The organism is Tepidamorphus gemmatus, from assembly GCF_004346195.1.
GTDB classification, from domain to species: domain Bacteria; phylum Pseudomonadota; class Alphaproteobacteria; order Rhizobiales; family Tepidamorphaceae; genus Tepidamorphus; species Tepidamorphus gemmatus.
In genome coordinates, this window is record NZ_SMAK01000009.1 from 98,489 (window position 1) to 118,267 (window position 19,779).

Here is a 19,779-nt window from a genome sequence, read left to right on the forward strand (position 1 = left end):
CCCCCCAGTCCCGTCCTGACCGACCCTCCAACAGACTCTGCCAACGGCTCGATTCATCCAGGATGACCCATCAAAGTACATATTTGGTTCCAAATATGTTCTGGAGTTCGCTTCGCCGACCTCGTATATCAGCTCTACCTTTACGTCACCTGCGACCGCGCGATCCGCGACAGCCGCGCATGGCTGCCGCCGACGGCGGGTGGTTGACACGCAGCCGACGATCGCCGAAGCCCCTGTGCGACAGCGCCACGGCATATCCGAACTCGGGGACCCGTCATGAACTACGCGACCATATTGCAGGATGTCGATCTTTCCGGAGCGGCCATTTCCGGAGGCACGCTGGCCGTGCATACACCGGTCGACGGTTCGAAGATCGCTGCTGTCGCCGAGACGCCGCTGAGCGAGATTCCCGCGATGATTGCCGCAGCGCGCGATGCCTTCCGGCAGTGGCGGACGGTGCCGGCGCCGGTGCGCGGCGAATTGGTCCGCCTGCTCGGCGAAGAGCTGCGCGCGGCGAAGGAGCCGCTCGGCCGCCTGGTGTCGCTCGAGGCCGGCAAGATCCTCTCCGAGGGACAGGGCGAGGTCCAGGAAATGATCGACATCTGCGATTTCGCCGTAGGCCTGTCGCGCCAGCTCTACGGGCTGACCATCGCATCCGAGCGGCCGGGCCATCGAATGATGGAGACCTGGCATCCGATGGGAGTGACCGCCGTCATCACCGCGTTCAACTTTCCCGTCGCCGTCTGGTCGTGGAACGCCGCGATCGCGCTGGTCTGCGGCAATCCGGTCATCTGGAAGCCATCGGAGAAGACGCCGTTGACTGCGCTTGCCTGTCAGAAGATCCTCGAGAAGGCGATGGCCCGCTTCGGCAGGGCACCTCGGGGATTGAGCCAGGTGGTGATCGGCCGGGCCGATGCCGGCGAGGCGCTGGTTGCCTCCCGTGACGTGGCGATCGTTTCGGCGACCGGCTCGACGCGCATGGGCCGCGCGGTGGCGCCCAAGGTCGCGGAGCGTTTCGGGCGAGTGATCCTAGAACTTGGCGGCAACAACGCGATGATCGTCGCGCCGTCGGCCGATCTCGATCTGGCGGTGCGGGCGATCACCTTTTCGGCGATCGGCACCTGCGGCCAGCGCTGCACATCGCTGCGACGCCTGATCGTGCACGAGAGCATCAAGGACACGCTCGTCGAGCGACTGCGCAAGGCCTACGCGTCGGCGCCGATCGGCAACCCGCTCGACTCCGGCACCCTGGTCGGGCCGCTGATCGACCGGCAGGCGCTCGAGCGGATGCAGGCGGCGTTGAGGCAGGCAAGAGCCGACGGCGGCATCGTCCATGGCGGCGAGCCGGTGACGGAGGGCGTGCCTGCGGGCGCCTATGTCCGCCCGGCCATCGTCGAGATGCCGTCGCAGACCGCGATCGTGGCCGAAGAGACCTTCGCGCCGATTCTCTACGTGATGACCTATTCGGACTTCGCCGACGCGATCGCAATGCACAACGACGTACCGCAGGGCCTGTCCTCATGCATCTTCACCAACGACATCCGCGAGGCGGAGTTCTTCATGTCGGCGGCCGGCTCTGACTGCGGCATCGCCAACGTCAATATCGGTCCTTCGGGGGCGGAGATCGGCGGCGCCTTCGGCGGCGAAAAGGAGACCGGCGGCGGGCGCGAGTCCGGCTCGGACGCCTGGAAGTCCTACATGCGCCGGGCCACGAACACGATCAACTACTCGCGCGAACTGCCGCTGGCGCAGGGCGTGAGGTTCGAGATCTGACGGACGCGCCGATCCGGGGCGAGCTCGGCCGACGCGTCGCGGGACGCCCGGCGCCGGACCGATTGCGAACAAAACGGGAAACGTGCTTGCTGGCGGCGTGAACCTGCAACGCTGATTCGCCGTGACCACGACCGCCGACCCCCTGTCCGCGCTCAATCCGGACCAGCGCCGCGCCGTGGAATACGGGGTGGGTGCCGCCGCCGGCGCGGATGGCGCGTGCGGGCCGCTGCTCGTGATCGCCGGCGCGGGATCGGGCAAGACCAACACGCTTGCCCACCGGGTTGCGCATCTGATCCTCAACGGCACCGATCCGCGCCGGATCCTGCTGCTCACCTTTTCGCGCCGTGCCGCCGCCGAAATGGCTCGGCGCGTCGACCGGATCGTGCGCCGCGTGCTCGGCAACCGAGCCGATGCCGTGGCACAGGCTCTCACCTGGACGGGCACCTTCCATGCCATCGGCGCCCGCATCCTGCGCGAGCATGCCGCCGAGATCGGGCTCGATCCGGCCTTCACGATCCACGACCGGTCGGATTCCGCCGACCTGATGAACCTCGTGCGGCACGAACTCGGCCTCTCAAGGACCGAGAGCCGCTTCCCGGCAAAGGCGACCTGCCTGTCGATCTATTCGCGCGCGGTCAATGCCCGGGCACCGCTCGACGAGATCCTGCTGCGGCATTTCCCCTGGTGCGCCGGCTGGGACGCGGAGCTGCGCCGTCTGTTCGCGGCCTATGTCGAGGCCAAGCAGGCGCAGAACGTGCTCGATTACGACGACCTGTTGCTCTACTGGGCGCAGATGCTCGCCGAACCGGCCCATGCCGCAGCGCTCGGGGCGCGGTTCGACCACGTTCTGGTCGACGAATACCAGGACACCAACACCCTGCAGGCCGATGTGCTGATGGCGTTGAAACCGGATGGACGGGGCGTCACCGTCGTCGGCGACGACGCCCAGTCGATCTATTCGTTCCGCGCCGCCACCGTGCGCAACATCCTCGACTTTCCCGGCCGCTTCGACCCGCCGGCGCGGATCGTGACGCTCGAGCGGAACTATCGTTCGACAGTGCCGATCCTCGAGGCCGCCAACGCGGTGATCGCGCTCGCCGACGAGCGGTTCACCAAGAACCTTTGGTCGGACCGGCATTCGGCGGAGAAGCCGCAGATCGTTACCGTGCGCGACGAGACCGATCAGGCGGCCTATGTCGCCGGGCGGGTTCTCGACTACCGCGAGGCCGGCATCGCCTTGAAGTCGCAGGCGGTGCTGTTCCGCGCTTCGCACCATTCCGGGCCGCTCGAGATCGAGCTTGCCCGTCGCAACATCCCGTTCGTGAAGTTCGGCGGGCTGAAGTTTCTTGAGGCTGCCCATGTCAAGGATGTGCTCGCGGTCCTGCGGTTCGCCGAGAACCCGCGCGATCGCGTGGCGGGCTTCCGCGTGGCGCAGCTCCTGCCCGGTATCGGCCCCTCGACGGCGGGGCGGCTGGTGGACCGGATCGTCGAGACAGGGGGGCGAGCCGACGCACTCGATCGGTTCGAGCCGCCGCCCCGTGCAGCCGCCGACTGGCAGGCCTTCGTCGCGCTCTTTGCAGACCTCGTTGCCAGCCGCTCGGGCTGGCCGGCTGAGCTGGAGGCGGTCCGGCTATGGTATGAGCCGCATCTGCAGCGCCTGCATGACGATTGCGCGGTGCGCCGGGCGGACCTGATCCAGCTCGAGCAGATCGCGGCCGGATATCCGGACCGCCAGCGATTCCTCACGGACCTCACCCTCGATCCGCCTGAGGCGACCAGCGCCGAGGCCGGACCGCCGCATCTCGACGAGGACTACCTGATCCTGTCGACCATCCACTCCGCCAAGGGGCAGGAATGGTCGTCGGTATTCGTTCTGAACGCGGTCGACGGCTGCATCCCCTCGGACATGGCGACGGGCTCGACGGCCGAGATAGAGGAGGAACGCCGCCTGCTCTATGTCGCGATGACACGGGCCAGGGACGCCCTGCACATCGTGACGCCGCAGCGCTTCTTCACTCATGGCCAGCAGGCGCGCGGCGACCGCCATGTCTATGCCTGCCGCACCCGCTTCATTCCCGACGCACTGCTCGATCGATTCACGCTGCTCTCATGGCCGCCAGCGGCCGCAGACCTGCCCGCCCCGGAGGCCGCACCGCTGCCCCGCATCGACCTGAAGCAGCGCATGCGTGGCATGTGGGGCTCGTGAACCGGCAGTCGCGGCTGCCTGGAGAAGCACCTGCAGCCGAACCCCTCTGCCCTTGCGGCAGAGGCTCGGCGCGAAGCGTCGGGGTGAGGGAAAATCGCGCCCGGCGCCCGCGCCAACCGATTTCAGACGCGGATGGTGTCCCGCCTGTCCCTACAGCCGCTCGATGGCGAGCGCGATGCCCTGCCCGCCGCCGATGCACATGGTGATGAGGCCGTAGCGGCCGCCCGTGCGCATCAGCTCGTAGAGCGCCTTGACGGTGATGATCGCCCCCGTTGCGCCGACCGGATGGCCGAGCGCGATGGCGCCGCCATTGGGATTGACCTTCTCCGGATCGAGCCCGAGTTCGCGGCTGACCGCCAGCGCCTGGGCGGCGAAGGCCTCGTTGGATTCGATCACGTCGAAATCGGAAATCGCCAGACCGGTGCGCTTCACAAGCGCCTGCACTGCCGGCACCGGGCCGATGCCCATCTCGGAGGGCTCGACGCCGGCATGGGCATAGCCGACGATGCGCGCAAGCGGCTTCAGGCCGTCACGGGACGCCCGGCTCTCGCTCGTCAGCACCAGCGCGGCGGCGCCGTCATTGATGCCCGAGGCATTGCCCGCCGTCACGGTGCCGTCCTTCTTGAAGACGGCGCGCAAACCGGCGAGCGTCTCGAGCGTCGTGTCCGGTCTGGGATGCTCGTCGGTGTCGAACATGACCGTTTCGCGCCCCTTCTTCACCTCGATCGGCAGGATCTGGTCACGGAAGCGGCCCTCGGCGATGGCGCGCGCCGCGCGCTTCTGGCTCTCGACCGCGAACCCGTCCTGATCGGCGCGCGAGACCTGCCACTTCGCTGCGACGTTCTCCGCCGTGATGCCCATGTGTCCTGCGCCGAACGGATCGTTGAGCGCGCCGGTGAGCCCATCCACCACCGTGGTATCGCCCATCTTCTGGCCGAAACGGGCCGCCGCCAGCAGGTAGGGCGCCCGGCTCATCGATTCGGCGCCACCGGCGACTGCCGTATCCGCGTCACCGAGCAGGATCGCCTGAGCCGCCGAGACAATCGCCTGCGCGCCGGATCCGCACAGGCGGTTGACCGTCATTGCCGGCACCTCCTTCGGGACGCCGCCCTCGATCGCCGCGACACGGGCGAGATAGGCGTCGCGCGGCTCGGTCTGGATGACGCTGCCGAATACGACGTGGCCGACCGTCTCCGGGGCGACATTTGCCCGCTTCAGCGCCTCGGTCACACAGGCCGCGCCCAGCGCGGTCGGCGGCAGCCCCGCCAGCGACCCGCCGAATGTGCCGATGGCGGTGCGCACTCCGCCGACGATGACGACGCTCTCGGTCATTTGTTAACTCCGTTGGTGGTCCCGAAGGGCTGGCCTGTCAGCCCTGGCCTCGCAGGAAGCGGATTATTCCGGAAAAGTCCACCTCGCCGTGTCCGGCTCCCGCAAACAGCGAATAGATCTGCGCAGCTTCGGCGCCGAGCGGGGTGGTCGCACCCGACGCATTGGCCGCCTCCTGCGCAAGCTTCAGATCCTTGAGCATCATTGCGGCGGTGAAGCCCGGCTGGTAGTCGCGGTTCGCCGGCGAGCTCGGCACCGGCCCGGGCACCGGGCAATAGGTGGTCAGCGACCAGCACTGGCCCGAGGCCGTGGATGCAATGTCGAACAGCTTCTGATGATCGAGGCCAAGCTTCTCGGCGAGCACGAACGCCTCCGAGACGCCGATCATCGAGATGCCGAGGATCAAGTTGTTGCAGATCTTGGCGGCCTGGCCGTTGCCCGGCCCGCCGGCATGGACGATGGTCCTGCCCATCTTCTCCAGATAGGGCTTTGCCGCCGCGAAGGCTGCTTCGGGTCCCCCGACCATGAAGGTCAGCGTGCCCGCCGTCGCCCCCCCGACCCCGCCCGACACGGGCGCGTCGATCATCGTCATGCCCGCCGCTTCGGCGGCAGCAGCCACCTTGCGCGCGGTGGCGACATCGATCGTCGAGGAGTCGATCAGCAGCGTTTCCGGCGCGGCGGAGGAAAGGATGCCGCCCTCCCCCGCATAGACCGCCTCCACATGCCGGCCGGCCGGCAGCATGGTCACCACGACCTCGGCGCCGGACACCGCCTCGGCGATCGTGCCGCAGACCGTGCCGCCCGCGTCCTGAAACCTTGCCGTCGCGACCTCCGACAGATCGAAGCCCCTCACCCTGTGCCCCGCCTTCAGAAGGTTTGCTGCCATCGGCCCGCCCATGTTGCCGAGCCCGATGAAGCCAATTGTCGCCATCTGTGTCCTCCCGTCGTTGCTGTGCCCGAGCCGTCTCGCGACCGACCGCCCTCAACCGCACATCATCCCGCCCGCAACGCAGCGCGGGGCTGGATCGGGACGCCGCCATCATCTGCGCTCCCGATATCGCTGTACGGGGATGGGGGGACGGCCGTCCTCCTCACCGGCCGAAGATCTCCCGCGCCACGATGAGCCGCATGATCTCGTTGGTCCCTTCGAGTATCTGATGCACCCTGAGGTCGCGGACGATCTTCTCGATCCCGTACTCGCTGAGATAGCCATAGCCGCCGTGCAGCTGCAGCGCCTGATTGGCAACCTCGAAGCCCGTATCGGTGACGAAGCGCTTGGCCATCGCGCAGAGCCGCGTCGCGTCGGGCGCCTTCGCATCGAGCGCCGACGCCGCCCGCCACAGGAAGGTGCGCGCCGCCTCCAGTTCGATCGCCATGTCGGCGACGCGGAACTGAAGCGCCTGGAACTCCGCCAGCCGCCTGCCGAAGGCACGTCGGTCGCCCATGTAGGTCACGGCCCTGTCGAGCGCCGCCTGCGCCCCACCGAGCGAGCAGGCGGCAATGTTGAGGCGCCCGCCGTCAAGTCCCGCCATGGCGATCCGGAAACCTTCGCCCTCCGCGCCGAGCCGGTTTGCGACCGGCACCCGAGCTGCCTCGAAGATCACGGCCCGCGTCGGCTGGGCGTTCCAACCCATCTTGCGCTCGTTGGCGCCGAGCTTGAGGCCCGGCGTGTCGCCGGGAACGACCAGGGTCGAGATGCCCTTCGGGCCGTCCTCGCCGGTGCGCACCATCACCACGTAGACGTCGCTGGAACCGGCGCCGGAGATGAACTGCTTCTGGCCGTCGAGGACGTAATGGTCGCCGTCGCGCACCGCCCGCGTCCGCAGCGCCGCCGCGTCCGAGCCCGAGCCCGGCTCGGTCAGGCAGTAGCTGGCGAGCGTCCGCATCGCGCACAGGTCGGGCAGCCACTTCGCCCGCTGCTCGTCCGAGCCGAAATGGTCGATCATCCACGCGCACATGTTGTGGATCGAGATGTAGGCCGCGATCGACGGGCATCCGGTGGCAAGCCCCTCGAAGATCAGCGCCGCGTCGAGGCGGGTGAGGCCCGATCCGCCGACATCGTCGCGGACATAGACGCCCCCCATGCCGAGCGCGGCGGCGGCCCGCAGCGTGTCCACCGGAAAATGCTTGGCTTCGTCCCACGCGACCGCATGCGGCGCCAGCTCACGTGCCGCGAATTCGCGCGCCATGTCGCGGATCGCGGCCTGCTCCTCCGACAGCGTGAAGTCCATGCGGTGCCTCCCTTGGCCGCGCGAGGCGGCTCCATGTCACCAGGGCAGGGAGTCCGTCCCGCCCTCCTGCGCCATCCCGGACGCAGCGAAGCGGAACGCCGGGATCGGGTCGCTGCAGGCGGTTGGCGTCCCGTCGTCAACGCCCTGCCCGGCCGATCCCGAATGGCCGCTCTCCCGGCGTCCGGGATGACGAGGGAGTGGCAAGCGGCCCCCTACCGCATCGTCGGAATGACGAACTCCGCGCCATCCTTGATGCCCGACGGCCAGCGCGACGTGACCGTCTTGGTCTTGGTGTAGAATCGGATCGAGTCCGGCCCGTGCTGGTTGAGATCGCCGAAGCCCGAGCGCTTCCAGCCGCCGAAGGTGTAGTAGGCGAGCGGCACCGGGATCGGCACGTTGATGCCGACCATGCCGACCTGCACCCTGGTGGCGAAGTCCCGGGCGGCGTCGCCGTCGCGGGTGAAGATCGCGACGCCATTGCCGTATTCGTGCTTCGTGGGCAATGCCAGCGCCTCGTCATAGTCCCTGGCGCGGACGACCGACAGCACAGGTCCGAAGATCTCCTCCTTGTAGATTGTCATCTCCGGCGTCACCCGGTCGAACAGGCAGCCGCCCATGAAGAAACCGTTCTCGTAGCCCTGCATGGTGAAGCCGCGACCATCGACGACGAGTTCGGCGCCTTCCTTGACCCCTTGATCGACATAGCCGCGGACGCGCTCCAGCGCTGCCCTGGTCACCAGTGGACCATAGTCGGCGTCGGGATCGGTCGACAGGCCGACCTTCAGCTTCTCGACGCGCGGGATCAGCTTGCCCATCAGCGCGTCGGCGGTCTTCTCGCCGACCGGCACCGCCACCGAGATCGCCATGCAGCGCTCCCCGGCCGAGCCGTAGCCGGCGCCGATAAGGGCATCGACGGCCTGGTCCATGTCGGCATCCGGCATGATGATCATGTGGTTCTTGGCGCCGCCGAAGCACTGCACGCGCTTGCCGTGCGCACAACCGGTTGCATAGACATATTCGGCGATCTGCGAGGAGCCGACGAAGCCGATCGCCATGATCCGCGGATCGGTGAGGATGGTGTCGACGGCTTCCTTGTCGCCGTTGACGACATTGAACACGCCGTCCGGCAGCCCTGCCTGCTTGAACAGCTCGGCGATGCGGATCGGCACGGAGGGATCGCGCTCCGACGGCTTCAGGATGAAGGCATTGCCGCAGGCGATCGCCGGCGCGGCCTTCCACAGCGGGATCATCGCCGGGAAGTTGAACGGCGTGATGCCGGCCACCACGCCGAGCGGCTGGCGCATCGAGTACATGTCGATGCCGGGACCGGCACCCTCGGTGAATTCACCCTTCAGAAGATGCGGGATGCCGCAGGCGAATTCGACAACCTCAAGACCGCGCTGGATGTCGCCCTTCGCATCCGGAATGGTCTTGCCATGCTCGGAGGACAGCAGCTTGGCGAGGCTGTCCATCTCGGCCTGCGCGAGCTGCAGGAACTTCATCAGCACGCGGGCGCGCTTCTGCGGGTTTTCTGCCGCCCAGGCCGGCTGGGCGGCGGCGGCGTTGGCGATCGCCGCCTCGACCTCGCCCTTCGACGCCAGCGCGACCTTCGCCTGCACCTCGCCGGTATTGGGATCGAAGACGTCGGCGGTCCGTCCGGAACTGCCGGGGACCACCCGTCCCCCGATGAAATGACCGATCGATCTCATGCTCAAGTCCTCCCGGAGGATTGTTGCCCGCACGATATACGGTTGTTTCCGCACGGCCAGTCGCTTGTGTGCCAGGCGGTTGTGCGGAAATATGCATGCCCATGCCGCTCGACTGGAACGACCTGCGCTATTTCCTCGCCGTCGCCCGGACCGGACGGCTGACCCAAGCGTCACGCAGCCTCGGCACGGACCATGCAACCGTCAGCCGGCGTGTCAAGGCCATCGAGCGGGCTCTCGACGCGCGCCTGTTCGAACGGTCGCCACGCGGCTATGCGCTTACCGAGGCCGGCGAGCGGCTCCTGGTCCACGCCGAGCGCATGGAGAGCGCCGCTGCGCAGGCCCAGAACGAGATTGCCGGCGAGAACATGGCGCTCGGCGGCGCGGTCAGGATCGGCGCGCCCGACGGCTTCGGAAGCTGGTTCCTCGCAGCGCGGATCGATGCACTCTGCCGCCGCTATCCCGACCTCGAACTGCAGATCGTCGCCATGCCGCGCGTCTTCAGCCTGTCGAAGCGCGAGGCCGACATCGCCATCAGCCTCGCCCGACCGACCGAGGGGCGGCTGGTCAGCCGCAAGCTCACCGACTACCGGCTCGGCCTCTACGCGGCCCCCGACTATCTGCGGCGCTCAGGCCCGATCGACAGCCCCGGCGATCTCGCCCGCCACGCAATGATCGGGTACATCCCCGACCTCATCTTCACACCTGAGCTCGACTACCTGCCGCAGATCCTGCCGCAGCTGCGGCCACGACTGGCCAGTTCCAACCTCGTCGCCCAGTTCAATGCCTGCCGGGCCGGCGCCGGCCTGTGCATCCTGCCGGAGTTCATGGCCGCCGGCAATGATGGCCTTGTGCGCGTCCTGCCCGATGCTATCGCGCTCACGCGCAGCTTCTGGCTGATCCTGCACGCCGACCTGCGCGACACCGCCCGGGTCCGCGCCGTTGCCTCCTTCATCGTCGAGGAGGTCGAGGCCAACCGCGAGCTGTTCCTGCCGGAGGGGTGAGACGAATTGACAGATCCTAGGCGAACCGCGCCTCGACCACCCCGAACGGCGTGAATTCGGCGCGCACGACATCGCCGCGCGCAATCGCATACTGCCTGGTGAACGATCCGGACATGATCCGCGCACCGGCCTCGATGTGGCGGCCGAAGGATGCGAGCCGGTTGGCGAGCCACTGCACGGACAACAAGGCGCCGGCGTCCATGACCGCCGCACCGGAGGCGCGCTCGGCGAGGCGATCGTTGACGTAGACGGCGACTTCGGCCCGCGCCAGATCGCCGTTGTCGTCATCGAGCCGCACCGGCTTGCCCACCACGAACGCCTTCTGCTGGGCATTGTCAGCCATCGCCATCGGCAGATCCGCCGCGAAGGCGCCACGCTTCTCGATGATCTCCAGCGCCGGCGCGGCATGGGTCACGGCGGCGCGCACCTCGTCGAGGCCGACGTCCGGCCCGCGCAGCGCCGTGCCCACCGTCAGGCACAGCTCGTTCTCGAAGCCCGGCGCGATCAGATCGTCGAAGGCGAAGATGTGGCCGCTCGCGACCTCGCCACTCTCCAGCAGATAGCCGAAACAGGGTTCGAACACGCCCTGCTGGGCACGCATCGCCGCTGCCGTCAGTCCGACCTTCCAGCCTGCCTGCCGCTCGCCGGCCGCGACTTGACGGTCGAGCATCGCCAACTGCACCGCATAGGCCTCCTCCATCGACAGCCGACCCCGCCACAGGGGCGGACAGTGCCGGCCGGCTTGGTGTTCGGCCCAGAAATCCCGTACCGCCGCTTCGATGTCCATTGCCATTGCCATTCCCTCCCCGCCCATCTGCCGCCAGCCTATCCGAACTGCAGCCTCGCGCCGAGCGCGACGATCCCGCCGCGGATTGCTGCCCTGCAAAGCAGCATCACGACAGGGTCAAGACGATCTTGCCGAAATTCTCGTTGGCCTCGAGCATCCGGTGCGCCTCCTGCGCTGCGGCGAACGGCAGCACCGCATGGATCACCGGTCTCAACGTTCCCGCTGCGAGGAGCGGCAGCCAGCGGCGCCGGAAACGCTCGACGATCGCCGCCTTGGCGGCAATGCCCTGCGGACGAAGCGCGAATCCGGAAATCGTCAGGCGCTTGGTGATGACTGGCACGGTGTTTACCGGAGACGGCGCTGCCGCGAGCAGTCCCACCATCACGATGCGTCCTTCGGTCCTCAGGATGTCGAGATGGCGCTGAAGACAGGTCGAGCCGATGAAATCCTCGATCACGTCGATGCCGTCGGGAAAGCAGCGCAGCACCTCCGCGGCGAAATCTGTCGTCTTGTAGTCGATCACATGGCTTGCCCCGAGCTTCAGCGCCCCGGCGATCTTGGCCTGCGAGCCCGCCGTACCGATGACCGTCGCCCCGGCATGGACCGCCATCTGGATGGCCGACGTGCCGACAGCGCTGCCCGCCGCATGCACCAGCAGCCGCTCTCCGGCCGCCAGCCGGCCGAGCTCGAAGATCGTCTCGTGCGCCGTGCAGACTGTCTCGATGACGGCGGCCGCCGTGGCGTCGTCCCAGTGCGCCGGCGTGCGGACGACGTGCCGATGGTCGACCGCCACGTACTCTGCATAGGCGCCGTCACCGACGAGCCCGAACACCCGGTCTCCCGCCGTGAAGCCCTCGACATGCGCGCCGGTCGCCACGACCTCGCCCGCAAATTCGACGCCCAGCACCGGCCCCGCGCCGGGCGGCGGTGGATAGGTGCCGGCGCGTTGCATTGCATCGACGCGATTGACGCCGACTGCCGTCACCCGAACGAGCAGCTCGTCCGCCCCGTGCCGCGGTCGCCGCATCCTCCTCACCGTGATGACCTCGGGACCGCCGAACGGCGGTGCGGTGATCGCCGTCATCGTCGCGCCGGTTGCGGCGCCGCGCCCGCGCAACTGCGTCCTCATCGAGGCGTCGGCCCCTCGTTCGCCGACATGATGTCTGCGACGATCCCACGCAGGCCGTTGACGATATCCGCCGGCGGTCTGGCGAACTCGCCGACGCGCGAAACGGTCAGACCGGAGGTCCTGCGCAGGCGGACCATCGCTTCGGCGAGCGTCAGCAGCGCGCCGTAGGAATCGAGCACTGGTGCCCCGGCGATCGTGGTCACGCGGTTGCGGACCAGCGCGACGTTCAACACCCCCTCGGCCGGGATGATGATGTCGGCGCCTGCCGCGATCAGGTTCCCGGCCTGGGCGGAGAACCGGTCAACGAACGCCGCCGAGCCGGCAAAAGCCTGGTCGAGCTCGAATTCGTCGAGCGGCGGATCGAGCGGGGCGACCACGGCGACGCGCCCGGCGAAGCCGTAGCGGGCGATCAGATGGCGCAGATGGGCAGCCATCGCCGCATCCAGCGTCAGCAAGCCGAAGGATCTCGCCACGGTCGAGGCAATCAGCAGCGCCGTCTCGCACGAGCTGAGCACCGGGATGTCGACCAGGCTGCGGGCTTCCTCCAGTCCCGGATCGAGGAAACAGCTGATCGCCACAGCGTCGTACCCCAGCCGCTCGGCCGTCATCACGTTCTCGACGACCTGCAGGTCGGCGAGCCTGCGCGCATAGGGGTAGCCGGCGATGGCGACCGGCGGTACCCCGTCGGGGTAGGTGCCGGGCCTGAGCCCGTGCAGCTCGACCTCGGTCTGCGGGCCGCAAACCGCCCGCGCGTGCCGGGCGAGCATCGCCGCATAGCCGGGCAGCCGGTTGAGGTCGGTGTAGCTCTGGTGCCAGATGCGCATTGCCGGCCTCCTGGTTGGCCTGCGGCGGCCGCGCGCCGCGATCGTGTGGCGTTCAGCGGCCCCTGTAGACCGGCGTCCGCTTCTCGTTGAAGGCGTTGATGCCCTCGCGACGATCCTCGGTGTGGACCAGCTGGTTGTAGGCGTCGATCTCGAAGAACATGCCGGTCCTGAGGTCCATGTTCGCGCCGAGCAGCATCGACCGCTTCGCTTGCCTGACCGACAGCGGCGCATTGCGGGCGATCGCCTCGGCAGTGTCGAGCGCCTCGCGGATCAACGCGTCAGGTTCGCACAGCCGGTTGACGAGCCCCCAGTCGAAGGCGTCCTGGGCGCTGAACGGCCGGCCGGTGAGGATGACCTCGGCGGCGCGGCCATACCCGATCCGCCGCTGCAGCGTCTGCGTGCCGCCGCCGCCCGGCATGATGCCGATGGTCACCTCCGTCAGCGCGAACCGTGCCGTCGGGACCGCATAGGCGAAATCGCACAGCAGCACGAACTCGCAGCCGCCCGCAAAGGCGGCGCCGTTGACGGCGGCAATGACCGGCAGCGGGCAGTCCAGGATCGACAGCATCATCCGCTCGAACAGCCGATGCTGGCGGTGCCAGGCCTCGTCCGACATGCCGCGCCGCTCCTTGAGGTCGACGCCGGCGCAGAAGGCGCGGTCGCCCGCACCGGTCATGACCACGCAGCGCCACGGCCCGGGGTCGGCGACGAGCCCCGAAAATACCGCCAGCACGTCGCGGCCCATCTGGGTGCTGATGGCGTTGCGAACCTCCGGTCGGTTGAGCCTGACGAGCAGGATGCCCGGTCGCGGCTCCTCCAGCTCCAGGGTCTCATAGGTGGCGCGTGCGCTGGTCATGCCTCTCCCGTCCTCGATCTGGTGCGGTTCGCCCGCGGCGGTGCAATTGAGCCGCGCTGGATGAACTCGGCCGGCAGCAGAACGTGCTGCGGCGGGTCGCTGGTGCGCCGGACCATGCGGTTGATCAGCAGTTCGGCGGCGGTGCGGCCGATCTCGGCCTGGTCCCAGCGTTCGACGCTGATCGCCGGCGCATAGAGTTCGGCGAGCTCGGAATCGCCGGCAGCCACCACCGAGATGTCGTCCGGGACCTTCAGGCCGCGCACCCGGATCGCCTTCAGCACGCCCGCGAGCATGTCGATGCCGCCGGCGATGATCGCGGTCGGCGGATCGTCGCCAGCCAGCAGCGAAGAGGTCTGTCGCAGACTCTCGGTGGCAAAGAAGCTCTGCGCGCGCACGAGCCTTTCCTCCGGCTTCAGGCCACGCGCGGCAAATGCATCGAGATAGCCCTTGAGGCGTGCGCGGGCCGGGTAGAGGACCGGCTCGCCGGTCAGCAGGACGATGCGCCTGTGGCCGAGATCGAGCAGCCGCGAGGTCGCCTCGAAGGTCGCCCCGGCATGGTCGGCCATCACGCAGTCGGCCCATTTCGGCTCATCGCGATCGACGAGCACGATCGGAGTGTCGAGTGACCGCAGGAACGTGTCGAACGTGTCGTCGATCGGGGTGTAGGGGCCGAGCATGATGCCGTCGGTCTGTTGACGGCTCAGCCGGTCGAGCAGTTCGCGCTCTCGGTCGATGCGTCCTTCCGAATTCGAGATCAGGAACGAGAAGCCGGCCTTGTCGAGCACGTCGTGGGCGGCGCGCACGAAGGCGGCGAGCGAGGGGATGTTGATCTCCCGGATGATGCAGCCGACCATGTGCGTGGAGCGGCGACGCATGCTCTGCGCCACGGCATTCGGCCGGTAGCCGAGTTCCTCGATCGCCTGCTGCACGCGCGCCCGGATTTCGGGACGGACCGACTGCTTGCCGTTGAGCACGCGCGAGGCGGTGCCGATCGACACGCCGGCCGCCCGTGCCACTTCGCGGATGGTTATGTTCCCTTCCCGCTTGACCATCGCGGCCCCGGCCAGCCTCGCTGCCCCGGCGTCCTAGCTGTACATCAGGTTCGGCAGCCACAGGATCAGCCCGGGCAGTGCGATCATGATCGCAATCGTGACGATGTCCATCAGCAGGAATGGACCGATGCCGCGGAACACATCCTCGAGCTTGACGCTGTCGCCGACCGCCGCCTTCAGCACGAACACGTTGAGGCCCACTGGAGGGGTGATCATGCCGACCTCGAGCAGCTTGACCAGAAGGATGCCGAACCAGATCAGGTTGTAGCCGAGAGCATCGACGATCGGCACCACCACCGGCAGCGTCAGCAGCAGGATTCCGATCGGGTCCATGAACATCCCCAGAAGGACATAGAGCGCGCAGATGCCGAGCAGCACCCAGATCCGCCTGCCCTCGATGTCGCCCGCCCAGGCGGCGAGCTGCGCGCTCACTCCGGTGAAGGCGACGAACGAGACGAGCACCTTGGAGGCAATCGCTATCGCGAAGATCATCGCGGTCTGGGTCACCGTCTCGCGCACCGCGCCCCAGATCCCCGCCCGGTCGAGCCGGCGCCGCATCAGCCCGAGCACCAGTACCGCGAAGGCGCCGACGGCAGCCGCCTCGGTCGGCGTTGCGACGCCGGTGTAGATGACCGCGATGATGACCGAGAAGATCAGCAGGATCTGCCATGTCCCGCCGAGCGCGCGAACCTTCTCGCCCCAGCCGAACGACGACTCGATGCGTGGCGCAAGCTCCGGGAACATCCGTACGCGCACGACGATGATCACGGCATAGCTCAAGCCGGTCAGGATTCCGGGAACGATGCCCCCGATCAGAAGCTGGCCGATCGATTGCTCGGCGAAGATGCCGAAGATGACCATCAGGATCGAAGGCGGGATCAGCGCGCCGAGCGTACCGCCGGCAGCCACCGCGCCGGATGCCAGGCGCTTGTCGTAGCCGGCGCGCAGCATCTCCGGCACGGCAATCCGCCCCATTGCCGCGGCGGTCGCGAGCGACGAGCCCGAGATCGCCGCAAACAGCCCGCAGGCCGCCACGCTGGCGAGCGCAAGCCCGCCCGGCAGCGCGCTGAGCCAGACCCGGGCGGTGGCGTAGGCGTCCCGCGTCGCCCCCGAGCGGAAGGCGAAGTTCCCCATCAACAGGAACATCGGGATCGCCATCAGCGTGAACGACGCGACGAAGGAATACGGGTCGCGAGACAGCATCGACATGGTGCTGCGCCAGCCCATGTCGAGGTTGAACCCGCCGAAACGAGAAGCCCCGAGCACGAACAGCCCGATGATGCCGACGGCGAGCAGGCCGAAGGCGATCGGCACCCGCATCGCGAGCAGCACGAGCACCGCCACGCCGGCGATCAGGGCGAGAAGGGAACCGTCCAAGGGCGCGCTCCAGCGCGAAGTCGTGTCAGCGGATCAAATGAACACCGAACGGCGTGCGGGACGGCAGCACCTGCCGTCCCGCGCCTGGCTACCCGGCATCACCACATGTCGACGAGGCCGAGCTCCTTGCCCTTCTCCGTATATTTCGCCTCAAGCGCCTTGTACGTCTCGACGATCGCCGCCGTGTCAGCCGCGCCGGCATTGGCCGCGGCCCATTCGGCAAAGAAGTCCGGCGACGCCTCGATCCACTTCTGCCGCTCCTCGGCAGGAAACGCGATGTACTCCATCCTGCCCGGGCCGGCCTCCCTGGCAAGCGCCTCGCGTTCCTCGATCGCCAGCTTGGAGGCGCGCTCTGCATAGCGCTGCTCGGCCTCGGCCATCGTCTCGGTCATGATCGACTTGATGTCGTCCGGCAGGGCGTTCCAGAAGTCGCGGTTGACAAGCTCGAGCTGGATCGCCTGTCCGAGCCCGGCGGCGATATAGTAGTCTGAAACCTCGTTGTGGCGGATCGGTCGGGTGGTGATGATGTAGTTGGTGGAGCCGTCGACGACGCCCTTAGACAGCGCCTCGTAGACATCGTTCCACGGAATCGACACCGGCGCCGCGCCGACCGCCGAGAACGCAGCCGCCTGCACGCCGCGCGCGCGCACCTTGAAGCCGTTGAGTTCGGCGACGGTCTTGATCGGCTGCTTCGCAACGATGCCGGTGCCGCCGGTGGCGATCACGCCGAGAGCACGCACGTTGAGCTTGGCGAGTTCCTCGTCGAAGGCCTGGAACTGATCGACCAGCTCGTGGATGGTGTTCATCGCCACATAGGGCGACGGGCTCGTGAACGGCAGGTTGAACATGTTCCACAGCGGCAGCTGACCGGGATAGGACACCGTGTAGATCTTGCCCATCTCCACCAGTCCGTCACCGATGGCAACCATCACGTCCTGGTCGCGAACCAGCGAATTGCCGAGATACATCTCGAACTTGACCCGGCCGTCGGTGCGCTTGGTCACCTCCTCGGTGAACCAGATCGTCGCCTCCTGGGTCGGATCGCTCGCTGCCGACGGCGAGGCATAGCGGACCAGGATGTCCTGGGCGGCAACCGGACCGGCAAGGACGGCGGCGACCGTCGCTGCCGCGATGCCGGCGGTCAGGGTGCGCAGGGTACATTTCATCTTCATTCCTCCCATTATCATTCGTAGGTCTGGGGCTTGTCGGTCGGCGAGACGACCTCTTCATGCGCCCGGTAGCGGGCGATCGTGAGATCCAGCACGAGCCGGACGATCAGAGCGGCGATGCCGACGACCGCGATGGCACGTGCCGGCCAGGTGACGATCTTGTTGACGCCGAGATAGGCATCGCCCGTCGCATAGGCCCGGTGCGCGCCAACCCCCATGGCATAGGCGAGCACGCCGAACCCGATCAGCCCGACCAGACAGCCGAACCAGACGAAGCGGCGGATCACGCGGGCCGGCAGCCGGTCGGTGAATAGCGTCACCTCGACGTGCTGGCGGGTCGCCTGGGTATAGGCGAAGCCGAGAAACACCACGGCGACCAGCAGCATCTCGGCGATCGCCTCCATGTCGGGGATCGGCAGGGAAAAGAGGAAGCGTCCCGCGCTGGAAACGACCGTGAGCAGCATCATCCCGAACAGCGCCACGCCGGCGATATCGGCGAGCAGCCTGTCGAAGGCGATGAAGGGCTCGCGATGCGGGCGGGTCGGTTCGCTCATGCCGGCGCCATTGCCTGCCGTGTCGCCGCGATCGCGCGCCTGCGCGCCGCCGTGGCCGCCTCGTCGACCCGCCACGTCGCCTCGTCGATGACGACGCCGTAGAGCTGCTCGGCGCTGGCGCGACTGACATATCCGTCGCGCACGTCAGCCAGCACCCGTTCTGGTTCGCGATCAGTGGGATCGCCGTATCCGCCGCCGCCCGCGGGCCGGATCTCGACCCGATCACCGGCATTGACCACGACATACGCCCCCTTGCTCGGCACCTCCTCGCGGCGGCCGTCCGGCCGCGTCACGGACGCCTTGAACAGTGCGCCGTCCAACCCGCCGAACAGACCCTTGGGCGCCACCAGGCCGCGCTCGGCCATCACCGTCAGCGTCGCCTCCTCGAAGCCGACCCGGTAGCGCCGCTCCGAGGTGAGCCCGCCTCGCCACCGCCCGGCACCGCCGGAGTCCGGGACGAGGTGCCAGCTCTCGACGGTCAGCGGCGTGAGGTTCTCGATCTGCTCCACCGAAGTGATGCCGGCATTGCCGACCAGCACGCGGATCGCGTTTACCCCGTCGCGCATCGGCCGCGCGCCGTAGCCGCCGCCATGCGGATCGATGTGCTGGACGTGCTTGCGCCTCAGCGAACGGCAACGCGCCTGGTCCGGATCGGCGCCACTGAAGATGCCGGAGCAGGCCGCATCGTTCGACTGGCCGACGACCCGGTCCGGCACGGCCGCGGACAGCGTCCGCAGCAGCATGTCGATGATGCGCGGCGAGGTCTCGGTGACACCGCTGACCACCGAGGCCGGATAGGTGCAGTTGAGCAGCGTCCCCTCCGGACAGACGATCTCGATCGGCCGGTAGCAGCCCTGGTTGATCGGGATCAGATGGTCGGTGATTGCCTTGACCGTGAACCAGGTCGAATTGCAGGTCACCGAGAACGGGCAGTTGATGCCGCCGCGCACCTGCTTCGCCGTTCCGGTGTAGTCGAACAGCATGCGGTCGCCGTCGACGGTGATCTTCACCTTCACCGGGATCAGATCGGTCGGCCAGTTCGGCGCCTGCACCGGCTCGATGAAGTCGGATCCCTCGTATACCCCGTCCGGGATCTTCTCGATCTCGGCGCGCATCAGCCGCTCGGAATAGTCCAGCGTCTCGGCCATGGCATCGGCCAGCGCCTTGGCGCCGAACTTGGCCGCCAGTTCGACGATGCGCTGGTCGCCGACATAGGTGCCGGCATACTGCGCGTTGATGTCGAGCATCCGGTTGTCGACGTCGCGGGTGTTCTGGACGATCAGCCGGAACAGATCCTCGACCGGCTCGTCATTGCGGTAGAGCAGCACCGGCGGAATGCGGATACCCTCGGCATGGATGTCCCACGTCACCGCCGTGAAGCTGCCGGGGGCGGTGCCGCCGATATCCACCCAGTGGCCGCGGGTCATTGTGTAGGCGATGATCTCACCCTCGAAGAACACCGGGCGGGTGAGCTGCACGTCGGGCTGATGGTTGCCGCCACCGAGATAGACGTCGTTGGAGATGATGACATCGCCCGGCTTCAGGTTCTCCACACCGATCGCCTCGACCGAGGCCTTGGTCGAGATCACCGCCGAGCCCATCATCGTCGGAATGTCGTTGCCCTGCGCAACGAGCTGCATCTTCGCATCGAAGATCGCCGCCGATGCATCCCCGCCCGAATGGATGATCGGACTGCCGGCGGTGCGCATCATCGCGACCTTCATCTCGCGCGCGATCGCGTAGAGCCCGCTGCGGATGATCTCGAACGTAACGCGATCCATG

At 67.8% G+C, this 19,779-nt stretch carries 16 protein-coding genes; 3 read left to right on the forward strand and 13 right to left on the reverse strand.

What is annotated here, in order from left to right; all coding sequences use genetic code 11:
- Nucleotides 1–276 precede the first annotated feature (276 nt).
- On the forward strand, nucleotides 277–1,773 hold the full coding sequence (gene amaB, locus EDC22_RS14205; RefSeq protein ID WP_132807340.1) for an L-piperidine-6-carboxylate dehydrogenase: 1,497 nt from the start codon (nucleotides 277–279) through the stop codon (nucleotides 1,771–1,773).
- A 121-nt stretch (nucleotides 1,774–1,894) separates the two neighbouring features.
- Nucleotides 1,895–3,979 (forward strand): ATP-dependent helicase, encoded by a 2,085-nt coding sequence (locus EDC22_RS14210; RefSeq protein ID WP_245499768.1) that lies wholly within the window; start codon nucleotides 1,895–1,897, stop codon nucleotides 3,977–3,979.
- Between the two features lie 150 nt (nucleotides 3,980–4,129).
- On the opposite strand, the gene EDC22_RS14215 is transcribed toward EDC22_RS14210, so the two are convergent.
- The 4 genes from EDC22_RS14215 to EDC22_RS14230 all read right to left on the reverse strand — a co-directional run bounded on the left by EDC22_RS14215 (nucleotide 4,130) and on the right by EDC22_RS14230 (nucleotide 9,248).
- Nucleotides 4,130–5,311: an acetyl-CoA C-acyltransferase family protein gene (locus EDC22_RS14215; protein ID WP_132807341.1), complete on the reverse strand. Its 1,182-nt coding sequence runs from the start codon at nucleotides 5,309–5,311 to the stop codon at nucleotides 4,130–4,132.
- A 37-nt stretch (nucleotides 5,312–5,348) separates the two neighbouring features.
- Nucleotides 5,349–6,239: a 3-hydroxyisobutyrate dehydrogenase gene (gene mmsB, locus EDC22_RS14220; protein ID WP_132807342.1), complete on the reverse strand. Its 891-nt coding sequence runs from the start codon at nucleotides 6,237–6,239 to the stop codon at nucleotides 5,349–5,351.
- Nucleotides 6,240–6,399: 160 nt separating this feature from the next.
- Complete coding sequence (locus tag EDC22_RS14225; protein WP_132807343.1) at nucleotides 6,400–7,539, reverse strand: isobutyryl-CoA dehydrogenase; 1,140 nt, start codon at nucleotides 7,537–7,539, stop codon at nucleotides 6,400–6,402.
- Between the two features lie 212 nt (nucleotides 7,540–7,751).
- Nucleotides 7,752–9,248 (reverse strand): CoA-acylating methylmalonate-semialdehyde dehydrogenase, encoded by a 1,497-nt coding sequence (locus EDC22_RS14230; protein WP_132807344.1) that lies wholly within the window; start codon nucleotides 9,246–9,248, stop codon nucleotides 7,752–7,754.
- Between the two features lie 95 nt (nucleotides 9,249–9,343).
- Here EDC22_RS14230 and EDC22_RS14235 point away from each other — a divergent pair, with 95 nt between their 5' ends.
- Entirely contained in the window at nucleotides 9,344–10,249 is a 906-nt protein-coding gene (locus EDC22_RS14235) for a LysR family transcriptional regulator (RefSeq protein ID WP_207903788.1), read from the forward strand.
- 16 nt (nucleotides 10,250–10,265) lie between these two features.
- Here EDC22_RS14235 and EDC22_RS14240 read toward each other — a convergent pair whose 3' ends face one another.
- From EDC22_RS14240 to EDC22_RS14280, 9 genes are all read right to left on the reverse strand, one after another.
- Complete coding sequence (locus EDC22_RS14240; protein WP_165926916.1) at nucleotides 10,266–11,042, reverse strand: 2-keto-4-pentenoate hydratase; 777 nt, start codon at nucleotides 11,040–11,042, stop codon at nucleotides 10,266–10,268.
- A 100-nt stretch (nucleotides 11,043–11,142) separates the two neighbouring features.
- Nucleotides 11,143–12,165, reverse strand: a complete 1,023-nt coding sequence (locus EDC22_RS14245) for an NAD(P)H-quinone oxidoreductase (RefSeq protein ID WP_132807346.1) — start codon at nucleotides 12,163–12,165, stop codon at nucleotides 11,143–11,145.
- Nucleotides 12,162–12,989: an aspartate/glutamate racemase family protein gene (locus tag EDC22_RS14250; RefSeq protein WP_132807347.1), complete on the reverse strand. Its 828-nt coding sequence runs from the start codon at nucleotides 12,987–12,989 to the stop codon at nucleotides 12,162–12,164. The genes EDC22_RS14245 and EDC22_RS14250 overlap by 4 nt, the downstream gene beginning before the upstream one ends.
- A gap of 52 nt (nucleotides 12,990–13,041) precedes the next feature.
- A complete protein-coding gene (locus tag EDC22_RS14255; protein ID WP_132807348.1) occupies nucleotides 13,042–13,845 on the reverse strand; it encodes an enoyl-CoA hydratase/isomerase family protein in 804 nt (267 codons plus the stop codon).
- Nucleotides 13,842–14,897: a LacI family DNA-binding transcriptional regulator gene (locus EDC22_RS14260; RefSeq protein ID WP_132807349.1), complete on the reverse strand. Its 1,056-nt coding sequence runs from the start codon at nucleotides 14,895–14,897 to the stop codon at nucleotides 13,842–13,844. The genes EDC22_RS14255 and EDC22_RS14260 overlap by 4 nt, the downstream gene beginning before the upstream one ends.
- A 33-nt stretch (nucleotides 14,898–14,930) precedes the next feature.
- Nucleotides 14,931–16,274 (reverse strand): TRAP transporter large permease, encoded by a 1,344-nt coding sequence (locus EDC22_RS14265; RefSeq protein WP_132807350.1) that lies wholly within the window; start codon nucleotides 16,272–16,274, stop codon nucleotides 14,931–14,933.
- A gap of 98 nt (nucleotides 16,275–16,372) precedes the next feature.
- Complete coding sequence (gene dctP / locus EDC22_RS14270; protein ID WP_165926917.1) at nucleotides 16,373–17,440, reverse strand: TRAP transporter substrate-binding protein DctP; 1,068 nt, start codon at nucleotides 17,438–17,440, stop codon at nucleotides 16,373–16,375.
- 17 nt (nucleotides 17,441–17,457) lie between these two features.
- Nucleotides 17,458–17,997, reverse strand: a complete 540-nt coding sequence (locus tag EDC22_RS14275) for a TRAP transporter small permease (RefSeq protein ID WP_132807352.1) — start codon at nucleotides 17,995–17,997, stop codon at nucleotides 17,458–17,460.
- On the reverse strand, nucleotides 17,994–19,778 hold the full coding sequence (locus EDC22_RS14280) for a hydantoinase B/oxoprolinase family protein (protein WP_132807353.1): 1,785 nt from the start codon (nucleotides 19,776–19,778) through the stop codon (nucleotides 17,994–17,996). The genes EDC22_RS14275 and EDC22_RS14280 overlap by 4 nt, the downstream gene beginning before the upstream one ends.
- Between the last annotated feature and the right edge of the window lies 1 nt (nucleotide 19,779).

Excerpts from the sequence above, each read along its gene's own strand:
- EDC22_RS14240 (WP_165926916.1), bottom strand. The coding sequence starts at position 11,042 with ATGGCAATGGACATCGAAGCGGCGGTACGGGATTTCTGGGCCGAACAC.
- EDC22_RS14215 (WP_132807341.1), bottom strand. The coding sequence starts at position 5,311 with ATGACCGAGAGCGTCGTCATCGTCGGCGGAGTGCGCACCGCCATCGGC.
- EDC22_RS14260 (WP_132807349.1), bottom strand. The coding sequence starts at position 14,897 with ATGGTCAAGCGGGAAGGGAACATAACCATCCGCGAAGTGGCACGGGCG.
- EDC22_RS14255 (WP_132807348.1), bottom strand. The coding sequence starts at position 13,845 with ATGACCAGCGCACGCGCCACCTATGAGACCCTGGAGCTGGAGGAGCCG.
- EDC22_RS14275 (WP_132807352.1), bottom strand. The coding sequence starts at position 17,997 with ATGAGCGAACCGACCCGCCCGCATCGCGAGCCCTTCATCGCCTTCGAC.
- EDC22_RS14280 (WP_132807353.1), bottom strand. The coding sequence starts at position 19,778 with ATGGATCGCGTTACGTTCGAGATCATCCGCAGCGGGCTCTACGCGATC.
- dctP (WP_165926917.1), bottom strand. The coding sequence starts at position 17,440 with ATGAAATGTACCCTGCGCACCCTGACCGCCGGCATCGCGGCAGCGACG.
- EDC22_RS14245 (WP_132807346.1), bottom strand. The coding sequence starts at position 12,165 with ATGAGGACGCAGTTGCGCGGGCGCGGCGCCGCAACCGGCGCGACGATG.
- EDC22_RS14225 (WP_132807343.1), bottom strand. The coding sequence starts at position 7,539 with ATGGACTTCACGCTGTCGGAGGAGCAGGCCGCGATCCGCGACATGGCG.
- mmsB (WP_132807342.1), bottom strand. The coding sequence starts at position 6,239 with ATGGCGACAATTGGCTTCATCGGGCTCGGCAACATGGGCGGGCCGATG.
- EDC22_RS14230 (WP_132807344.1), bottom strand. The coding sequence starts at position 9,248 with ATGAGATCGATCGGTCATTTCATCGGGGGACGGGTGGTCCCCGGCAGT.
- amaB (WP_132807340.1), top strand. The coding sequence starts at position 277 with ATGAACTACGCGACCATATTGCAGGATGTCGATCTTTCCGGAGCGGCC.
- EDC22_RS14250 (WP_132807347.1), bottom strand. The coding sequence starts at position 12,989 with ATGCGCATCTGGCACCAGAGCTACACCGACCTCAACCGGCTGCCCGGC.
- EDC22_RS14235 (WP_207903788.1), top strand. The coding sequence starts at position 9,344 with ATGCCCATGCCGCTCGACTGGAACGACCTGCGCTATTTCCTCGCCGTC.